Source organism: Paenibacillus sp. J22P59, assembly GCF_059383895.1.
In genome coordinates, this window is record NZ_JBXENX010000010.1 from 106,524 (window position 1) to 126,043 (window position 19,520).

General features: G+C 48.0%; 18 protein-coding genes. All 18 read right to left on the minus strand.

Going from position 1 to position 19,520, the window contains the following annotated elements:
* Window positions 1–95 precede the first annotated feature (95 nt).
* Window positions 96–416 (minus strand): DNA-directed RNA polymerase subunit beta, encoded by a 321-nt coding sequence (locus AC50YO_RS18240; protein ID WP_494849419.1) that lies wholly within the window; start codon window positions 414–416, stop codon window positions 96–98.
* 14 nt (window positions 417–430) lie between these two features.
* Entirely contained in the window at window positions 431–1,258 is an 828-nt protein-coding gene (locus AC50YO_RS18245; RefSeq protein ID WP_494849422.1) for a flagellar hook-basal body protein, read from the minus strand.
* A gap of 32 nt (window positions 1,259–1,290) precedes the next feature.
* On the minus strand, window positions 1,291–2,157 hold the full coding sequence (locus AC50YO_RS18250) for a flagellar hook-basal body protein (protein ID WP_494849424.1): 867 nt from the start codon (window positions 2,155–2,157) through the stop codon (window positions 1,291–1,293).
* A gap of 160 nt (window positions 2,158–2,317) precedes the next feature.
* Window positions 2,318–3,319: a rod shape-determining protein gene (locus AC50YO_RS18255; protein ID WP_494849425.1), complete on the minus strand. Its 1,002-nt coding sequence runs from the start codon at window positions 3,317–3,319 to the stop codon at window positions 2,318–2,320.
* Between the two features lie 136 nt (window positions 3,320–3,455).
* A complete protein-coding gene (gene spoIIID / locus AC50YO_RS18260; protein WP_494849427.1) occupies window positions 3,456–3,743 on the minus strand; it encodes a sporulation transcriptional regulator SpoIIID in 288 nt (95 codons plus the stop codon).
* 159 nt (window positions 3,744–3,902) lie between these two features.
* Entirely contained in the window at window positions 3,903–4,655 is a 753-nt protein-coding gene (locus tag AC50YO_RS18265) for a peptidoglycan DD-metalloendopeptidase family protein (RefSeq protein ID WP_494849428.1), read from the minus strand.
* Between the two features lie 58 nt (window positions 4,656–4,713).
* Entirely contained in the window at window positions 4,714–5,838 is a 1,125-nt protein-coding gene (gene spoIID, locus AC50YO_RS18270; protein WP_494849429.1) for a stage II sporulation protein D, read from the minus strand.
* Between the two features lie 97 nt (window positions 5,839–5,935).
* Window positions 5,936–7,108, minus strand: coding sequence for an ABC transporter permease (locus AC50YO_RS18275; protein ID WP_494849431.1), 1,173 nt, complete (start codon window positions 7,106–7,108; stop codon window positions 5,936–5,938).
* Complete coding sequence (locus AC50YO_RS18280) at window positions 7,050–7,805, minus strand: ABC transporter ATP-binding protein (RefSeq protein WP_494849578.1); 756 nt, start codon at window positions 7,803–7,805, stop codon at window positions 7,050–7,052. Before AC50YO_RS18280 ends, AC50YO_RS18275 begins: the two co-directional genes overlap by 59 nt.
* Window positions 7,805–9,196: an efflux RND transporter periplasmic adaptor subunit gene (locus tag AC50YO_RS18285; RefSeq protein ID WP_494849433.1), complete on the minus strand. Its 1,392-nt coding sequence runs from the start codon at window positions 9,194–9,196 to the stop codon at window positions 7,805–7,807. The genes AC50YO_RS18280 and AC50YO_RS18285 overlap by 1 nt, the downstream gene beginning before the upstream one ends.
* Window positions 9,197–9,443: 247 nt before the next feature.
* The gene (gene murA, locus AC50YO_RS18290) at window positions 9,444–10,808 is read right to left on the minus strand and encodes a UDP-N-acetylglucosamine 1-carboxyvinyltransferase (RefSeq protein WP_494849435.1); all 1,365 of its coding nucleotides are present in this window, start codon (window positions 10,806–10,808) and stop codon (window positions 9,444–9,446) included.
* Between the two features lie 104 nt (window positions 10,809–10,912).
* The gene (locus tag AC50YO_RS18295; protein ID WP_494849437.1) at window positions 10,913–11,098 is read right to left on the minus strand and encodes a hypothetical protein; all 186 of its coding nucleotides are present in this window, start codon (window positions 11,096–11,098) and stop codon (window positions 10,913–10,915) included.
* 21 nt (window positions 11,099–11,119) lie between these two features.
* On the minus strand, window positions 11,120–11,386 hold the full coding sequence (locus AC50YO_RS18300; RefSeq protein ID WP_494849438.1) for a DUF1146 domain-containing protein: 267 nt from the start codon (window positions 11,384–11,386) through the stop codon (window positions 11,120–11,122).
* Between the two features lie 77 nt (window positions 11,387–11,463).
* Complete coding sequence (locus AC50YO_RS18305) at window positions 11,464–13,911, minus strand: S8 family peptidase (RefSeq protein WP_494849440.1); 2,448 nt, start codon at window positions 13,909–13,911, stop codon at window positions 11,464–11,466.
* A gap of 222 nt (window positions 13,912–14,133) precedes the next feature.
* On the minus strand, window positions 14,134–15,684 hold the full coding sequence (locus AC50YO_RS18310; protein ID WP_494849442.1) for an NADH-quinone oxidoreductase subunit N: 1,551 nt from the start codon (window positions 15,682–15,684) through the stop codon (window positions 14,134–14,136).
* A 2-nt stretch (window positions 15,685–15,686) separates the two neighbouring features.
* The gene (locus AC50YO_RS18315; protein ID WP_494849444.1) at window positions 15,687–17,312 is read right to left on the minus strand and encodes a complex I subunit 4 family protein; all 1,626 of its coding nucleotides are present in this window, start codon (window positions 17,310–17,312) and stop codon (window positions 15,687–15,689) included.
* A gap of 4 nt (window positions 17,313–17,316) precedes the next feature.
* Window positions 17,317–19,203: an NADH-quinone oxidoreductase subunit L gene (gene nuoL / locus AC50YO_RS18320; RefSeq protein ID WP_494849445.1), complete on the minus strand. Its 1,887-nt coding sequence runs from the start codon at window positions 19,201–19,203 to the stop codon at window positions 17,317–17,319.
* Window positions 19,204–19,212: 9 nt separating this feature from the next.
* Window positions 19,213–19,515 carry an NADH-quinone oxidoreductase subunit NuoK gene (gene nuoK / locus AC50YO_RS18325; protein ID WP_494849580.1) on the minus strand — a complete coding sequence of 101 codons (303 nt, stop codon included), beginning with the start codon at window positions 19,513–19,515 and terminating at the stop codon, window positions 19,213–19,215.
* Window positions 19,516–19,520 lie beyond the last annotated feature (5 nt).

Genomic DNA, 19,520 nt, shown 5'->3' on the forward strand with positions numbered 1-19,520 from the left:
AGGAATGAGAGGCTTATTTGTTTATTAGCATGAAGACGTAAAGAAGGAGACAGTAAGTCCCCTTCCTGAAGGGAACCCTGTCTCCTTGTGTCTGCCTATGAATCGGAATAGACCAGATCATAAAGGTGCTGCCAGGTTGACCATTTGAATACGTCACCGCCAGGCTGCTTGCCCAAGACCGTATAGCCGACATATAACCCTGCCAAGAGCATAATTAACATAATGAAAGGTACAATGCTCTTACGCAGCAGCCAGAGAGTAAGATGAACGCCCTTAGGGCGCTGCTTCTTGCCAGCCGCCGCTGATTTCCTTCTATCCGAAGGCTTCTCACCAGTTGCAGGCTTTTCTCTCTCTTGAATCCCGGATGATCTGCGCGATAATCTCGGCTTGTCGCCCCGTTCATCAGTCATACTCATAACCATCATCCTATCTATCTGCGCAGACTATTAGCCAAGCTCATCATTGTATCGCTTGATGATAAGGCTCTGGCCGCCAGCTGATAAGCACGCTGCACATTTATCATCTCCGTCATCTCATCCGTCAGATTAACGTTAGATTGCTCAAGAGCATTTTGACGAAGTGCAATACCATTCTCACCATTCGGAACTACGCGTTGAAGAACTTCATCCACATTAATTCCATCAGCAATTGTAAATAAATTATCGGCAACCTGAGTCAACGCGGACGGGCGGGAAGCCTGTACCAGCTTAATTGAGCCTAACTCAATCATTGACCCATCTGTTCTTACCCCTTGCACAGAACCATCAGCATTCACACGCAGCTTCGTACCCTCTGGCACAACAATGGGACGTTCCTCCCCAGCTACATTTGCTACAACGGGATAGCCTTCTGCCGTTGCGAGAATCGTATCACCGTTTGCTGCTACCGTCAACTGAAAGGCACCGCTCCTCGTATAGGCACGAGTTCCTGCGCCATCAACCATAACCTCGAATAGCGCATTTCCTTCGATAGCTAGATCCGTTTCCTTCTCAGTAGTCTTAATCGTCCCCTGCTCCAAATTAGGCTGGATCATGGACAGCCTTGCGCCCCAGCCCTGATTGAAGCCGAGCGTCGACAAGCGTCCAGATTGATTGAAAGACTCCGGCTGCTGCCTTGTCGTGTTCAGCAGGTCCTCGAACGTCGCTTCCTTACGCTTATAGCCTACTGTATTTACATTCGCAATGTTATCCGCCAGCACATCCAGCTTCTGCTGGAAGGAATTCATAGATACCATTGCATTAATCATTGAGCTATTCATCGCATGTCTCCTCCATTCCTAGCACCTGTTGTCTAAACACGACCAACCTGATTCACTGCTTTATCCAAGCTCTCGTCATAGAATTGGATGACCTTTTGGTTCGCCTCATAAGCCCGCAAAGCAGACATCAAGTCGATTGAAGCTTGTGCAGCATCTACATTAGAACGCTCAACATAGCCTTGTCGAACCTCTATCCGTTCATTCTCTTCAATCGGCCGTGCCGTTCTGGCATCACCCATAAGCGTGAACTGGCCGTCGCCTCCCCGAGCAAGCTGATTCGGATTGTCCACACGTGTGATTAGAAGCTGCTGGCCGGTATCTTCGCCCGTACTGGAATTAATGAAACGACGGTCCGCTGTGAGGGTCAGCCCTTCCAGACTAATTCCACGTGCGAATCGAATAGGTTGTCCATTCACGCCAAGCACACTCGATCCGTCACTCGTCACCAAAGAGCCATCCTCCGTAAGGGAGAAAGATCCACCGCGTGTATAGCCGGTTTCTCCATCAGGTTTCTGTACAGTGAAAAAAGCCTGAGGCTGGAAAGTCACTTCCCCATCCTCAGAAACGTTCTTGCCAGATGAATCGAAGGAAATGCCCGGTACATCAATATTTGACAGAAGAGCAAAGTCTGAGAATTTATTCGTCTGCATCAAGTCGCCTTGAAGATGAATCGATAAGCTCTCCTCAGCGAATACGCCCATGCCAAGCTTCCCAATTGAACGGGCCTCTTCGTTATTCACTCCTGTCATCGTGAGAAGCAAATCCGGAAAAGAGCGGGCAACTGAATTTGTCTGCTTGTAGCCCGGTGTCTGGAGATTGGATATATTATTGGTAATCGTATCATGTCTGCGTTGCTGCGTGGTCATGCCTGCCGCAGCTGTATAAAGTCCTCTTAGCATATGCGCCTCCTGGTAGCTCCTATTAAGGATATAGCCGTCATCAAACTTCTATTGTCTATATTATCGGCTTGACAGGCAACCGCCATTATAGCAGGCATCTGCGACCTTTGACCTAATTTATGTTTCGGCGCGCTCCCCTAAAGCGCCCTATCTGCATAAATTATGCTCTAGCTTTCTTGCCAAGCTTGTCCAAATGATCAAGAAGTATGCCTGTCCCCTTCACGACACAGTGCATCGGATCTTCCGCAATCAGGACAGGCACCTTAAGCTCTTCGGCAAGCAAAGTATCCAATCCGTCCAATAGGGCTCCTCCGCCCGTCAATATAACGCCGCGATCAATAATATCCGCAGATAGCTCTGGCGGAGTTCGTTCAAGTACAGTCTTGGCAGCAGCTACAATGGACATAATCGGATCCCATAGCGCCTCGCGAATCTCTTCGGAATGAACCGTAATGGTAATCGGCAGGCCAGTTACCATATCACGCCCGCGAATATCCATCTCCGACCGGCGTCCATCTTCATATACTGTACCGATCTTGATCTTAATATCTTCGCTTGTCCGCTCTCCGATAAGGAGACGATACTTATCTTTAATATATTTCATAATAGCGGCATCAAACTTATTACCAGCAATCTTAATGGAAGATGCAGTAACAACATCGCCCATCGACAATACGGCCACGTCCGTCGTTCCGCCGCCAATGTCTACAACCATGTTGCCGCTAGGCTGGAAAATATCCATTCCAGCCCCTATAGCGGCAGCCTTCGGCTCCTCTTCAAGATAAACTTCCTTGGCGCCGCTGCGCTCTGCAGCTTCGCGAATCGCCTTTTGTTCAACAGAGGTAATGTTAGCCGGCGCACAGATCAAGATGCGCGGACGGCTGAAAAACTTCCGGCCTTCAACACGGTCAATAAACGCCTTAAGCATAATTTCTGTTATCTCAAAATCCGCAATAACGCCATCTCGCAAGGGACGGATCGCAATAATGTTGCCCGGCGTCCTGCCTACCATACGATGTGCTTCATCGCCTACCGCCAGTACTTTTTTTGTATCAATCTCAATAGCAACTACTGAAGGCTCGTCAAGTACGACGCCTCTTCCTTTTACATGAATGGATACATTCGCAGTACCCAGATCAATCCCAATATCCTTGCTCAACATAAGGCTTTAGTCCTCCAACGGATAATGTATACGTTACATTCAAAATAGTTCCCATGACATAGAAACCGCTAACGTACATTATTCGCCAAAAGTCACTAAAATCCTCTATTACTTTGTTGAAAAATAATGAATAATATCATGTTTTTCCGGCAGTAATGACTTCACGTTTTTTTGTACTCGTTTTTTTATATTTAATCTTTGTTGCTTCTCCCCCTCTCAGGTGCCGAATGGATTTGTGGTATTCGAGAATGTGCTTAACTTGATCAGCCAGATCGGGGTTAATCTCTGGCAATCGCTCGGTCAAATCCTTATGGACCGTGCTCTTGGAAACACCGAATTCTTTGGCGATGGTTCGCACCGTATGCTTCGTTTCAACGATGCAACGGCCTATTTTAATGGTTCGCTCTTTGATGTAATCGTGCACGTTCCCGCCTCCCTACTCGAGATAGTTTGGTACATTATATGAGGGGAGGAGGTATATATTCTTTGTGGTCAAGCATGACAAGCCTGTTTGGCCAAATATTTTCACCAAAACATGAAACAAGCAGGGGAATATCCCCTGCTCGCACTACTTTAGACCTATTTATTGCTCGCCAATTGCTGTAATGGGATTAATCGCTTTTCCGTCTTTGTGAACAGCGAAGTGAAGGTGGATGCCAAGGTCGCGTTCAATATCATTGCGACCTGCTTTTGCAAGGATAGTTCCCTGCTTCACTTCATCACCTTCAGCGACCAATACATCACTTAGGCTTTGGTATACAGTGACCAGCCCGTCACCGTGATCAATTTCAACCGTATTCCCGTTAGTCGGGTGCTTATCCACGAGTGCTACTTTACCCGAGAGGGCCGCCACCACATCGAAAGGCTGATCATTCGGATGTGTGAAGTCAACGGAGAGATGCGGCGAGAACGTATTGCCTGTTTGAACCAATGCCGCCTGACGCTGCTCCTGGCTTGCATTCGCATCATAGAAAGAAAGCGCTTCTTGCAGCTCATCCTTATTCAATAGCGGCCACGCAAGCTTTTCTCCATTGCTAGTCACTTCTGTTACTGTTTCTTCTGGTTGAGTTGCAGAATCTTCACCTTTAGTGACACCTTCAGTGATTCCGGACTCCTCTGTTGCTGTGGTTGGCTTGGTGTTGTCCGATCCCTGATAGATCCACATTAAGGTTACGATAATTGCTGCCGCGGCCATAAATACTGCTGGCGAAACCCATTTTCGCGATAGCAGTCTCTTCACCCCGTTGCTAGAATTGGCGGCAGATGTTTCTCCCAGTACGTTTTTGGGAGTTTCTTCTGTTTTTTGCTTTGGTTTGTTCTGATTATTGTCATTCATTTCTATCACCTCACTAGCCATTGTTACCAGAACAACTAGCTTTATACGTGAGGTTTTGCTATTTTATAAGTTTTGTTGGAAGTCTCGATGCTTGCTCAATTCTCGTACCCGAATAATAGTGAAGCAGAATGTCATCTGACTGTTTGCCAGCCTTCGCCATCCCATTCGCTCCCCATTGGCTCATGCCTACTCCGTGACCATAACCATAGGTCGTGATTCTGATAGAATCGCCTGCGAAGCTCCAACTAAATTGAGAAGAAGCAAGCCCCAGCCTCTCTCTCACTTCTCTTCCTGTAAAGGTTAGGTCTCCGATTGTAATTTTTCCTATTCGATTGCCCGCCGTCTTCTCTATAATGCGTACACCAGGCCTATCCTCGCTTTTTCTCTTCACTCCTAATTTCGCATAGAACGTCTCTAGACTCAATGCTATGGTCTCTTTATAACGAGGTGAGATCTCTTTGTCCCAAGGGCTTTCTACACTGCGCAAATACGGAATTTTGGACTCCCAATAATCCTCCGAATTCTCTGTGAAGCCATTGCTTGTTGAGAAAAAAGTTGCTTGTATGGGTTCATCGTTAAACGTAATAATTTGCCCCTTTGTTGCTTTTACAGCTTCTCCTAGCTTACTAGTAAACAATTTTCTTTTGTTTTTAGGCCACTTTTGAGCAAGCTCCTTCAATGGAATATAAACTTGATGCTCAATCGTATCCGTTACATCTGCCTGTGCTGCAATTTCCGAAGAGGATAATCCGCTTTTATCATGCAACGATAAACGCCTTATAATATAGGTCCTGGCTGCAATCGCCTGCGCCTTTAAAGCTTCCAGTTCAAACTCAACAGGCATTTCTCCTGCTAGAACCCCTCTTACATAAATCTCTAGCGGCACCTTCTCCACCTTACGCTCTTTTGTTAAATAGACTCGAACAACAGGCTGCTCCTGTCCATTCTCCGCTTCATATAATGGACGATCAGCATCTGGCTTGTCCTCAACTAACATCGGCTTATCTGAATCTGCAACTATTGGCTGCTTTAGATCGGGTACGGGAAGCTGTCTATCTTGCAGCTCAGACAACGATAGCTGCAGCATCACAATCGCAGCGCCTAGCAAAGCGCCAATGCAGAACAGAGTCAGCCATGCCGCCATTCTCGGGCTTAACTGCCTGCCTGCTATCATTCGCCTCATGAATACCTTCCCTCCTCTACGGAATAAGAGGGCCCTCTCTTAATCCAGTTGATGGTTTATTCTATGAGGTCAAATGATAGGATAGAACTGAGGCTGATCAGTCATGTCGCAGAGCGTCGACTGGTCTTAGCCCTGCAGCTTTATTAGCAGGAAATAGTCCGAATATGACACCTACAGCAGCTGAGAACGCGAAGGCTGTAAGAACCGTGTTCAAAGGAACCTCCGTGGCTGTCCCCATTACCTTGCCAATAATAATAGAGGCTGTATAACCAAAGCCTATGCCCAGCAGACCTCCTAATCCGCTAATCGTCACGGCTTCGACTAGAAATTGAAACAAAATGTCGCGACGTTTCGCTCCTAGTGATTTTCGTATACCAATTTCCCGGGTACGCTCTGTTACCGACACTAGCATAATATTCATAATTCCTATTCCGCCTACCACTAGTGAAATAGCGGCAACGTAGAGCAGCATCGTATTCATTGTTTTATTGACCGAATTGAGAGTTTCCATCGCATCTTGCTGATTGAAGATTCGATAGCTGCTCGTATCGCCGCGGAACTTCTCTGATAACTGAATTTCAAGCAGCGCTACGACCGCATCCATCCGATCAAGATTCGTAACCTTCATATATACCGAACGGACACCCGTGCTTTTGAATAAACGTTGTGCAGTGGATAATGGTATAAGAATTTTCTCGTCATTAGAGCCCGTTAATGAGCTGCCTTTAGGCTCCAATAGCCCTACAATTGTAAAACGATAGCCATTCAGAAGAATGATTTGTCCTACTGGATCATTCTGGCCGAACAGCTCCTCTGCAGTAGCCGTCCCAATCAATGCAACCCTTTGAGCATGATTCTCGTCGACTGGAACAATGTACCGCCCAGCTTGCACGCTGAAATCATTAACCAGCTCATACTCTGGCGTAATTCCTTCCACGGTTACATTTACGCTTGTTGTTTTATATTTAACCGTTGAGCTGCTGCTCACCACCGGCGAGACCCCTTCAACGTTAGGAAGCTCGGCGAACGCCATCGCTTCTTCCTTGGACAGCGTCGTACTTGTACCTCTCCCTGTTATCGTAATGGATAGCATATTTGTCCCCAAGCTGGATACCTGCTCCTCCACCTGATTGCTGGAGCCTTTGCCCATCGCTACAAGAGCAATAACCGTAGCTACACCTATCAGTATGCCGAGCATGGATAGGGTTGTTCTAAGCTTGTTCGACCATACGCTTTTGAACGCCATGCTGAAGCCCTGCGTAAGCTTCATGCTCCCCACCCCTTTCTTCACTCAGCACCCCATCTTTAATGACGACCGTTCTTCCCGCTCGCTTGGCTACCTCCATATCATGTGTGATCAGAATAATCGTATGGCCCTCTCGATTCAGTTGCTCCATCATAGCTAGAACCTCTTGCCCAGTCTTAGAGTCCAAGGCACCGGTAGGCTCATCTGCCAATAAAATCGGAGGATGAGCGGCCAGAGCCCGTGCGATAGCAACTCTCTGCTGTTGTCCCCCGGACAACTCGCTTGGACGATGATTCATTCTCTCCGCAAGTCCTACTTGCTCAAGAGCATGTATGGCTCTTGAACGTCTCTCGCGTGCAGGCAGTCCGCGATAAATAAGCGGCAGCTCGCAATTTTCGAGTGCAGTCAGCTTGGGCAGCAGATGAAAGCCTTGAAAAATGAATCCGATTTTGTTATTGCGTATTTCCGCCAGCTTGTTATCACTCTGTCCCTTGACCTCAATGCCATCCAGCTTGTAGCTGCCCTCAGTAGGCGTATCCAAGCACCCGATTACATTCATTAATGTGGACTTTCCGGAGCCGGATGGGCCGACGATTGCTACAAATTCGCCCCTGTTCACTTGAAGAGATACCTTGTCTAGAACCGTTACTAGCTCTCTGCCCATCTTATAAATTTTTGACACTTCATGTATATTGATCAGCCTGTCCATGTCCCTGCTCATCATCGGCTCATACCGCCCCCGCTGCCGCCCGTACGAGTCATCCCGCCAGTTGACCCGCCGCCCGAGAATCCACCGCCGCCATTACCTCCGAATCCGCTGCCACCGGGCAGCATCATCCCCCCTTGCATCTGCTGCTGCCTATTATCGCTTGATGTCCCAGAGATGCCCTGCGTACCTTGCGGCAGCATCACCAATACAGCATCCCCCTCTACTAAACCAGAGACAATCTCTACATTTGACTCGTCGCTGATTCCAACGACAACTTCCTTCATTTGACCACCCATTCCAGATCCGGGCTCACGACTCCCTCCTGTTGTCTTCCCCACTCGACCCTGCCCCTGTTGTCCCTGTTGTCCTTGTTGTCCTTGTGCCTGACCTTGTCCTCCTTGACCTAGTGCTTGTCCTTGTCCTTGCTGTCCTTGACCCTCTGCCTCGCTGCCACTCCTCTGGCTACCTTCTCCTGTTGCCGGGATGCGAACATAGGATTTCCCTCTCATCTCCAGTACAGCAGCCACTGGAACCACCACTATATCTTTTTGGGATGCGATTACGATATCCGCTTGGCCAGACATCCCAGCGATTACGCCCTCCATATCCCCCAAAGCAATCGTTACATCATATGCGGCAACGCCATTAGACGCTGTCCCTTCCTTTGCTAACAATTCGATCTGGCCTTCAATTGTCCGGTCCTCCAACGCATTCAGATGAATCAATGCCGTTTGTCCGACTTTCAGCTGCGGCATATCCAGTTCATCCACCTGGATCTTGAACTTCAAAGAAGAGTAATTAACGATCGAGGCAATCGTCGCATTGCTCTGCAATTCATCGCCCACTGCAATGTCGCTGGCCGTTATCTCTCCATCAAGAGGTGCGACGACCTGCTTGCGCTGCAATTGACGCTCCTCAAGATCTTGCAGGTCTGCCCTATTCTGCTCCATTTCCAGCTTCAGCACATCCATATTCATCTTCACAGATTCCTTCTGCGACGAATTCTCGTCTGCCTGAACAGCCGCTTCTTTATACTGGAGCTCATATTGCTCCATTTGCATGCTTTGTTTCTTTAGCGTCAGCGCAAGCTTGCTGATTTGAGCCTGCACATCCTCCGATTCAAATGTGACTAGCACCTGCCCCTTCTTCACGATTTCACCCACCTTGAAGCCAAGCTGAGCTACCGTTCCTGATACTCCCGCCGTTACCGTTGCCCGCTCGTCCGCTGTGACCGCTCCGGTTCCGCTTATCTTCACCTCAATATTTCCTTTCGCTGCCTTGACGGTCTGGGCGGTGGCTGCCATTGGTTCTACGGGCTTCTCACGCAATAAATAATTGTAAGCTCCTATTCCTACAGCAGTGATAACAATAATAATCCCTAATGACCATATCCATTTTTTCATCCCCTAATCCCGCCTCTTCCGATCTGGTTTCGAACGAATATAGCATGAAAAAATGAACATCGTATGAACAACCCCTCTAATAAACCTTTCATCCATAATAAAAAGACAACAAGAATGAATTTCTGTTCTTATTGTCTAACTGAATAGGATATGGATTTGGGTCTTGCCTCCATGCAAAAAGGGAGCTTCCAGCAGCAAGCCGATTAACGGCTTTCTCTTGGAAGCTCCCTGTTTCAATTGTAATAGCTTATGCCCAGGTAGGCTGCACCTTCATGACAGGCACTTCTTTCTCACGCTTATAGCTTACAGCAGGCTCCGCCTCGATAGCTGCGGCGATAGATGCAACTGCTGCCTCTGCCTCAACCCTATGGACGATGGCTCCTAGTCCTGCCAGCTTACCCGTAATATTCACATATCCGCGGTCAACGTGGTGAATGCCTGTAAGCTCTGTCTCTCCCTCAGCATGCAGGGCTGCACAAATAAGAGCTGCTCCTGCTCGCAAATCGGTTGCACATACCTTGGCACCTGTAAGCGGCACATTACCGCTAATAATTGCCGATCGGCCTTCAACTTTAATTTGCGCGTTCATTTTGTGAAATTCTTCAACATGCATGAAACGGTTCTCGAACACCGTCTCCGTAATGACCGAGGTGCCTTCAGAAACAAGCAACAGAGCCATCATTTGAGATTGCATATCGGTTGGGAACCCAGGGTGAGGCAATGTCTTCACATCAACAGACTTCAAAGCTCCAGTAGCCCGTACGCGAATGCCGTTATCTGATTCCATTACCTCTACACCCATCTCCTGCAACTTGGAGATAACCGGTGTAAGATGATCCGCGATTGCTCCTTCGACGAACACGTCGCCACCTGTGATAGCTGCTGCAATCATGAAGGTACCTGCTTCCACACGGTCAGGAATGACGTTGTGAACAGCGCCATGCATCTGCTCTACGCCTTCGATCCGAATAATACCTGTGCCTGCACCGCGCACTTTGGCACCCATTGCATTCAAATAATTTGCCAAATCAACAATTTCCGGCTCTTTTGCCGCGTTTTCAATCGTAGTTGTGCCTTCTGCCAGAGCAGCAGCCATCATAATGTTCTCAGTCGCCCCGACGCTAGCTACATCTAGATAAATCTTTGCACCTTTTAGCTTCGTCCTTGTGCTTGCTTCAATAAAGCCATGACCAAGAGTAATCTCGGCACCCATTGCCTCGAAGCCTTTCAAATGCTGATCAATCGGCCTTGTGCCAATGGCACATCCGCCTGGAAGTGAAATTCGCACCTTACCGATTCGAGCTAACAAAGGTCCCATAACTAGGAAGGAGGCACGCATTTTACGAACCAACTCATAGGGAGCTTCAAAAGACGTAATCGATTCTGCCGAAATACGCATCGTCTCATTATGATAATCAAGCTTGGCACCTACGGAAGCCAATACCTTCTGAATAGTCATCACATCGTCGAGGAGTGGAACGTCATAGATGACGCTGTCCCCTTTCGCTGCAAGTAGTGAGGCCGCCAAGATGGGAAGTACTGCATTTTTTGCGCCGCTGACACGGACAGTTCCCGACAAACGCTGGCCTCCGCGGATGATAATTTTGGTCATCTTATAGTTCCCTCCGCGAACTGAATTTCTTGTCGCTTATTTCAATTTATCTTATGAATATAATACCAAATACCCCTTTATCCAACCTTCATCTTATCACTCATCTACACGAATCGACAAGCGATAAATTTCTTCCATATTTTACTCGTCTTATCTTGCTTGCTTCCATGCCAATTCCATAAGAATAAAGTAAAAAAACGGTTAGGATAACGTTTCCAAGCAGGAGCATGGGGCATTCTATACAGCATTCGCAGCCTTGTCGCAAATTCAGTCCGTCCTGTATTACCCATTGTTAACTTCTTTCGCTATTGTTATTCGACAAAAGTCCTTAACAGCATTGACCAGTTCCAATAATCCAGCAGAAAGGAAGCAAAAGAATGGCCTAGAGCAACCGCCACAATAATCTGGAACAGGCGTGCTTTTGGGCTGCGTGGAAATTTGAAGAAGGTCTCCATCTTGACCTCTTGAAGCACGAACCAGACAAATACAATGCTGATAAGCGTTACAACAATGGAGAACAGCCCTGTCATTCCTGCAGTACTCTGTAAATCGCTCAATATTCTTTCACTTGAACTCATTGCCTAATGGACTCCTTTTTTCTACTTACCCGCTTATAGGTACTTCGACGCTCATTGACGTATCCGCTACAATACTGTCACAATTCTTTTCCATTCAGCAGGTCTTTGCCAGCCTTCGAAACGATTGTATTTTTATCCAAAAAACCCTCTATCCATGGATAGGCATCCATTTGGAACCGATACAGTTGATCATTGAAAGGCGCATTAGACGTAAGCTTAACATAATACACACCCTCCTGAAAAATTTTATCCGAAATATCAAGTCGTCCCGATGGTCCGCTTGACTGCTTAAATAGCAGCTTCTGCTTCTTATCGTATGCTTCTAACGTCATTACCTTTCCTGAAGGAATGTTAAACAATTTAAAATCAACAATACTTGGTTCGTTCAATCGCAGCTGGAACCAATCCTTATCCCCTTGCCTGTCCATTATTCCTACATACTCATTGCCTGAGGAAATACGAAGCGCCTCATAGGATTTGTCATTCGGCTCGTTCGGGTCCTCGAAACGAGGAGTGTAGTTCATCTTCAACGTATACGTGCCAATTGTCGGATTCGCTTCAGATGAGATGGCATTATGGACACGAATATAATATTTGCCAGGGGTAATCGTTAATTTTGGCGATTGCTCCGTCTGACCCTCACCTTCATTGTCATAGGCCATAAGAGCCTGCCCCGCACGCTGAATGGCAAGCCCAGGATCAATCCGCACCGTATTCGTACTTAGCCGCAGACTCAGTGTGCCTCCATATTTAAATGTAATAGCGAACCAATCTCGATCGGCCATTTTGTGAAAGCTCCCATAGATCGTCTGGCTGCGCGGCTGCAGCGTATAAGCCTCATACATCTTGTCATTGGTCTCATAAGCATCTGGAGCCATAGTGAAGGTTGTTGTAAGTGTATACGGCAGCCGGATTTTATTATCCTTATTCATTGCTTCGACAAGCAGGTACTGCCGCCCCTTCTTGACTTTGAAATCAATAGTGCGGGTCCCCAGCTTAGCCTCCCAGGTCTGCAGGCGCTTGCTATCGGTGTATTGCGATAAGCGAACAGGCGGGAAAGATTTGCCTGATGTGAGCAGCCCCTCGAACCGTAAGGTCACGCTGCCTTCATAAGGAGCATCAAACATGTACCAGTCTTTGTCACCGCCAGGCTGCAGTACCGCTGATATTTGCTTATCCATCGGGATAAAACCAGCTTGCGCACGACTGTTGCTTGGTTCGAACCGATCAGCCTTCAGGGCAGTAGCAACTGCCTTGTCCACTTGAAGAAGGCCATAGCCCGTATCAGGATCAAATCCAGCAGGAGCGATATCAGCTGCCGTCTGCCTGAGCAGCTCACGGACCTGATAAGGCTTGAGCTCTGGATAGCGAGCCCATACGAGGGCGGCAGCAGCGGCAACCTGAGGAGCTGCCATGGAAGTGCCCTCTTCTTTTTTATATCGGCCGCCCAACGCTGTCGTATATACATTCCACGGCGCAGAGATATCAAGCTCTGAGCCGGAATTGGATCGAGAATCTCTCTTATTATTAGTCCGCAGACCACCAACAGCCATTACTGTAGGATAAGCTGCCGGATATTTCACAGCTGCTTTGTCACCAAGCGTCACCCCGTCATTGCCTGCAGCAGCTACTAGCAGAACGCCTTTATTCTCAGCATACTGTACGATATCCGCCATATATGGAGATTGCCGATGAAGCCCCACGGACAAGACGATAATTCTGGCGCCGTTACGGACACCATATAATATCGCATCGCCCAGCTCCTGCTCGGTGCCGTCACCCTGATAGTCCAATGCTTTGATTGGCATAATCTTAGCACGCCACAGAATACCCGCTACCCCTACTTTATTATTGCCAGATGCCGCAATTACACCTGCTACGCTCGTACCATGCCCGTTGTCATCATCGGGAGGCAAATTAGGCTGTACGAGGTTAGTGCCAGATACGAGATTATTCTTCAAGTCGGGGTGATCCAAATCTATCCCTGTATCTACTATCGCAATGGTGAGATCCAATTGCTCACGTACCCGCTCCCATGCGCGCAGCGCACCAATTTGCTCGAGATACAACTGCCTGGAGAGTAACGGATCATTCGCCTCTGTCGTATTTATAACTGCCTTGCTTTTAGAAGCAATCTCTTGGTCTTCCGCATCAGGCTCCTTCAATATATGTACGCGATTATTCGGATGCACATACTCGATGCCTGGCATGCTTTGCAGTCGAGCTAACCATGCAGCAGTATCTTCATCCGGGTCAGCAGGGCAGACAAGCTCTACCGCTGTCTCAGGCTGTCGACGAAGTACTAATGTGTCATGAATGGCATGTGCCTGTGCAGGATTACGCCATTTGATAAGCCATCCTTTGGGTTCCTCGCCTATAAAAGAAGTGGATGAAGAGAAGCCTGCCGCCGGTGCTTGTACTACAGAACCCGCTAGGCTTGCAGGAACAACTGCTCCGCACACCATAGATGCCAGGATGAGCATGCCTCCTATTCGCTTGTATAAGTAAACCTTGGAACGTCTCATTGTCAAGTCTGCCTTTATCTTTGTATTTGGCCGTGATAGGTATCAATATTGGTAGATATAGGTTTACGATTCAAACCTATATCATTCTATGACCCTGTGATATTCTCCTCTCTACAAAGAGTAGATTTGCAAATAAAAGGACAATGGACCCATAAAAAAGAAAGCAGGAGGCCTTTTCGCCTGCTGCTTCCTGTAATCATTGCTCTTTGTTAAATGCCATGATCAGCGTGCCATAATGAGGTCAGTCTGAATGGTAAATACCGAATGAATAGCGTCCATCAGCACATGTGGCACTATACCCAGCGCAAACGTCGCTAAGGCACAAATCCAGATGACTAGTGCGGTTGGAATGGGTAGCTGTATCTCATTCTCTTCACTGCTATTGGAACGCATGAACATTTGACGAATAATTGCAAAATAAAAATAATACGATACTACGCTGCTTATGACCATAATCACAACAAGCCAATAGGCTTTGGCGTTAGCTGCTCCAATTAGTATGAACAGCTTACCGAAGAAACCTGCTGATATAGGAAGCCCCGCAAGCGAGAGAAGAAACAGGGTCATGGCTCCAGCCGTCCATGGAGCACGATAATAGAGGCCAGAGAACCCCTTAATCTCCTCATGTCCAGCCGCGCGGCTCACGATTGTCACAACTGCGAATGCTCCTATATTCATAAGCAGATAAGCTGCCAAATAAAAGATGAATTCCGAAAAGTTGTTACTGTGTGTCGTAGTGAATGACAAGCCGATAGGGACAAGCAGATAACCCGCATTAGCTGCTCCAGACAAAGCAAGCAGCCTTTTCACTTGCTTCTGCACAAGCGCTGCTGTCGTTCCGACAAGCATGGTCGTAGCTGCTAGAACTAATACTGCAAAAAAGACATCGTCCGCCACATCAAGAACGAACAGTCGACTGCCATATAGAATACGGAATACAGCAACCAATGCCGCGCCCTTTGCTATGACCGCCAGAAAGGCCGATATCGGCGTAGCTGCGCCTTGATATACGTCTGGCGCCCAGGCATGGAATGGCGCAGCTGCGATTTTGATACCGAAGCCCGCTATGAGAAAAAAGAAACCTACATAAACGAAGGCTGGATAAGCTGCTACCGCTTGCGCCAAGGAAAAATGACTCAGATCAACCGACCCTGTCACTCCATATAGATAGGACATCCCAAATAAAATAAGAGCCGAGGATATGCCGCCGATGACGACATATTTGAATGCCGCTTCTGCAGACAGAGAGGCACGCTTGCGTATTCCAACCAACACATAACTCGTAATGCTTAGCAGCTCCAGGCCAATATACAGCGTAATCAGATTGCCCGACGAGGCCATGATCATCGCCCCGATTACGGCCGGGAGCAGGAGGTAGAAAAACTCTCCTTTATCCGTAATCTCCTCCAGCTTATCCCGCTTTAACGAGCCCAATCCCATTAGAACGATTAACAAGGTGCCGAAGAGAAAGATGAGTTTGAGAAGACTGCCGAAATCATCGACTCTATAGCTAGAGCCGAGCAAGCTGATCGTTTCTCCTGATAGCGCTGAGGCTCCCGAAGGATTCATCTCCAGCAACTGTCCAATAACAATTCCAAGTGACAGCAGCAGTCCCCCTAGCGTCAGCCAACCGATTGAGAGACGGCTGAACGTCTTCGGAAGCAATAAATCTATAAGGACGAGCACAATAAATACTGCTGCAAGCGATAATTCCGGGGCAAGATAGCGCATCTCTGACCAAGCTAACGGGTTAAACGATGCTCCTTCATACATGGCTATCCCCCACCTCCAATCGTAACTGCCAAGCCAGCCAATTCCCTTATGCTATAGCTCACCATATCGGTAAGGACAGACGGGAAGCATCCGATAAGCAGAACGAAAGCGAGCAGTATGATCATCGGCAGCGCCTCAACCAGCCTTGCATCCTTGATAGCCTTATATTGCTCCTTCAGAGGTCCGAAGGTTACATTAAGCACAGCTCGGAGCATATAGACTGCCGTTAAAATAATACCCAATACCGCAATACCAGCTACCCATGGGTAACTCTCAAACAAGCCCAACAGCGATAATAGTTCCCCTACAAACCCCGACATACCGGGCAATCCAAGGGATGCCAAGCCAGCAGCAAGCAACACTCCGCTCATGAATGGCATTGAACGTGCTAGGCCGCCAAGCTCAGTCAGCTCCGTTGTCTTCGTCCGCTCATATAAGCTGCCTACTATGAGGAATAGCAACGCAGATATTAGTCCGTGCGAGATAAGCTGAACGATTGCGCCCTGCGTGCCAATTATATTGAATGCCGCTATACCCAGCAGGACGATCCCCATATGACTGATGGACGAGTAAGCGAATACCAGCTTCAGCTCGGTCTGACGGAAAGCGAGAAGAGCTCCATACAACAGGTTAGTGACCCCGAGCAAGGCCAGCAGCAGTGCTGAGGCTTTGGCCTGCTCCGGGAACAGACCAATCCCGAACCGCAGCAGCCCATAGGCACCCATTTTAAGCAAGATACCCGAGTGAATCATAACAACAGACGGAGGTGCCTCCGTGTGCACCTTAAGCATCCAAGTATGAAACGGAAAGGCTGGCAGCTTAATGCCGAACGCGATAAGCAGCAGGACGAACAGCGTCCATTGCATCGCATTTGATAAAAAGAAAGGATTGGCCGCACCGTTCGCGATCGCCTCTTGATTGACCCATGCCGCAGAGTCCGTCAGATTATAAGCGATATCGGCATAGCTGCCGCTGTATATGAAGGAAGAAGCGTCGATATGGAAGCCAGCAGTGTTGACCAGAATAACGAAAGCAATGAGCATGATAGCTGAGCCTATTCCGTTATACAGCAAAAATTGGTTCGCAGCCCGCTCCCGATTATAATAGCCCCATATGCCAATCAGAAAGAACATCGCCACTAAAGTAATTTCGAAAGAAATAAAAAATAAGAACAAGTCACGCGCTAAAAACACACCGAGAATACCCGCTTCAAGTAGAAGGAACCAGACATAATAGGCCTTCCATCGTTTCTTTATGTGTATGGAGGCCAAAGCCGCCATTGCCATAATGAGCGTCGTCAGGATAAGAAGCGGAAGCGACAAGCCGTCAATCCCAACTGCATATTGCAAAGAGAATGTAGCGGAAAGCACTTCATCGCCTGCCAGCACCTCAGCATTAAGTGGAATCTCCACCCAGGAGGCTTGCTCTTCATAGCTATCCGTCCCCATATGCTTATCAAAGTCAGCATAGAGCCATAGCGACAACATAAGCGGTATAAGAGTCGTGACAACGGCTGCTGCATGCAGCCAGCGACTGCGGTGCTTCGGCAGAAGAAGGATGACGAGCAGTCCTGCTATTGGTGACAAGAGAAGGAGCGATAAAATAGGAATATCGGTGAGGTTGATCATTTGTCTACCAGAGCCTCCTTAGGGCAATAGCCAGGACCAATATAACCAGTCCGATTATGGCCGTCACGCTATAGGTCTGTATTTGCCCGTTCTGAAGCTTTGTTCCAAGCTTACCTGCCGATAGAACAGCCAGACCTGTTAACTGCACGGCCCCACCTATTACATACTTATCAAAAAGAGACAGAGCAGAGCCTATCCCTCGAATAGGAGTGACAAGAAATGCATCATATACTTCATCTACATAATATTTGCGCTCCAGCAATTGGATGAGCCAAGAACCCCTAGCAGCAATTGCGCTGCGGCTGATTGTGCCTTTTACATAAATAAGCCAGCCTATACCAATGCCCACTATGCTCACGATAATAGAAATAATCATGGCTGCCCCTCCCCCATGAGCGCCTTGCCCTTCCTCTCCACTCAGCCAATGGCCAAGCCAACCATTCCAAGGCGTTTCTACGAAGCCAGTAACGATGACCAGAATGGCGAGAATAAGTAACGGTATGGTCATAACAGCAGGGGATTCCTTGGCGTTAAGATTCGTGCGAGGCTTGCCAGTAAAGACAAGGAAAAATAATCGCGACATGTACAAAGCCGTGCAGAACGCAGTCACGATACCAACGATGAACAAAGGCAGATTTTCTTGAAAGGCCGTTGCCAGAATAGCATCCTTGGACCAGAAACCGGAGAATGGAGGAATTCCCGTTAAAGCTAACGCTCCAATCCCAAAGGTCAGCGCTGTAATTCGCATTCTAGAGGCAATACCGCCCATCTCCTGAATATTTTGTGTATGTACCGCATGAATAACACTTCCTGCACCTAGGAACAGAAGCGCCTTGAAAAAAGCATGTGTGAACAAATGGAATAGGCCGCCAGTAACCGAGCCCAAGCCGATTGCCATGAACATATAGCCTAGCTGGCTAATTGTTGAATAGGCTAGTATTCGTTTCAGATCATTCTGTGCCATTGCGATGGTGGCGGCAAATAAAGCGGTAAAGCCGCCAATATAAGCGACAGACTGCATGGCGATCGCGGAGGATTCAAATATATCAAAGGTTTTCGCCAATAAGAACACGCCCGCCGCAACCATCGTTGCTGCATGAATCAATGCGCTGATAGGCGTTGGCCCCTCCATAGCATCAGGAAGCCAGACATGCAGTGGGAATTGCCCTGACTTGCCCATAGCGCCCAGCAAAATCAGCAGAGCAATAAACGTTGTGATGCCAGAGGACAGCGTGTTCGCCCCCCCATCCCCGAACATATTCTGAATCGAGTCGAAATCCAGCGCATGACCGGGCATATGCCAGTACAACAGCAGAATGGCTAGCAGCAGCGCCGCGTCGCCTATTCGAGTGACAATAAAAGCTTTCTTCGCAGCCGCTCTTGCTGCCGGTTTCGTGTACCAGAATCCAATCAGCAAGAATGAGCCTACACCGACCAACTCCCAGAAAATATATAGCGTGAGCAGATCACCCGCCAGTACCAGGCCTAGCATAGCGAAAGAAAACAATGCGATATAACCATAGAAGACGGTCACTCTCTCATCCTTCTTCATGTAGCCGGCAGAGTACACGTTGACGATGAAGCTGATAGCCGTAACCACGACCAACATAAGCGCAGTCATATTCGTGACCTCAAAGCTCATGTACAGCATATCCCCGTGCACATTATTACCTTCCAAAAAAATCCATGGCCATGAGGAGCCATAATCCATTGCGTCCGTGCCAAGATGCTCCACAAGTACAAGCAAGGCTAGAATAAGGGAGCCTAGTGAGCCAATTATGCCAATCAGCACACTCGTCGTACGGAAGCCACGGCCCAAAGCAATTAAAAGGAGGAACGCCGCCAGCGGAAAAGCCGGAATGAGCCATGCTGTCTCCGTATAAATGTCCATATAGCCGCTTTACCTCCTCATCTTGTCGTATTCATCAACCTGAACGGTGCCGCGGGCGCGATATAGCGCAATCAAGATCGCTATCCCAACTGCTGCTTCTGCCGCTGCTACCGTAATCGTGAATAATGCGAATATTTGGCCCGTTAACGATGGCATAACCCCATACTTAGAAAAGGCAATCAGATTCAGATTGACTGCAGCCAGCATAAGCTCTATTGATAACAAGACGACGACCGCATTACGCTTCACTAGCGCACCATATAATCCAATACAAAAAAGAATAGCTGCTGCAGTCAAATAAGAAGGAAGCATCGCCA

Coding starts and splice junctions, on each gene's coding strand:
- spoIID (WP_494849429.1), bottom strand. CDS start 5,838: ATGAGGCGAATGATAGCAGGCAGGCAGTTAAGCCCGAGAATGGCGGCA.
- AC50YO_RS18245 (WP_494849422.1), bottom strand. CDS start 1,258: ATGAATAGCTCAATGATTAATGCAATGGTATCTATGAATTCCTTCCAG.
- AC50YO_RS18300 (WP_494849438.1), bottom strand. CDS start 11,386: ATGAGTTCAAGTGAAAGAATATTGAGCGATTTACAGAGTACTGCAGGA.
- AC50YO_RS18255 (WP_494849425.1), bottom strand. CDS start 3,319: ATGTTGAGCAAGGATATTGGGATTGATCTGGGTACTGCGAATGTATCC.
- AC50YO_RS18295 (WP_494849437.1), bottom strand. CDS start 11,098: ATGGGTAATACAGGACGGACTGAATTTGCGACAAGGCTGCGAATGCTG.
- AC50YO_RS18285 (WP_494849433.1), bottom strand. CDS start 9,196: ATGAAAAAATGGATATGGTCATTAGGGATTATTATTGTTATCACTGCT.
- AC50YO_RS18240 (WP_494849419.1), bottom strand. CDS start 416: ATGAGTATGACTGATGAACGGGGCGACAAGCCGAGATTATCGCGCAGA.
- AC50YO_RS18265 (WP_494849428.1), bottom strand. CDS start 4,655: ATGAATGACAATAATCAGAACAAACCAAAGCAAAAAACAGAAGAAACT.
- AC50YO_RS18280 (WP_494849578.1), bottom strand. CDS start 7,805: ATGAGCAGGGACATGGACAGGCTGATCAATATACATGAAGTGTCAAAA.
- nuoL (WP_494849445.1), bottom strand. CDS start 19,203: ATGGACATTTATACGGAGACAGCATGGCTCATTCCGGCTTTTCCGCTG.
- nuoK (WP_494849580.1), bottom strand. CDS start 19,515: ATGCTTCCTTCTTATTTGACTGCAGCAGCTATTCTTTTTTGTATTGGA.
- AC50YO_RS18310 (WP_494849442.1), bottom strand. CDS start 15,684: ATGTATGAAGGAGCATCGTTTAACCCGTTAGCTTGGTCAGAGATGCGC.
- AC50YO_RS18275 (WP_494849431.1), bottom strand. CDS start 7,108: ATGAAGCTTACGCAGGGCTTCAGCATGGCGTTCAAAAGCGTATGGTCG.
- AC50YO_RS18305 (WP_494849440.1), bottom strand. CDS start 13,911: ATGAGACGTTCCAAGGTTTACTTATACAAGCGAATAGGAGGCATGCTC.
- AC50YO_RS18315 (WP_494849444.1), bottom strand. CDS start 17,312: ATGATCAACCTCACCGATATTCCTATTTTATCGCTCCTTCTCTTGTCA.
- AC50YO_RS18250 (WP_494849424.1), bottom strand. CDS start 2,157: ATGCTAAGAGGACTTTATACAGCTGCGGCAGGCATGACCACGCAGCAA.
- murA (WP_494849435.1), bottom strand. CDS start 10,808: ATGACCAAAATTATCATCCGCGGAGGCCAGCGTTTGTCGGGAACTGTC.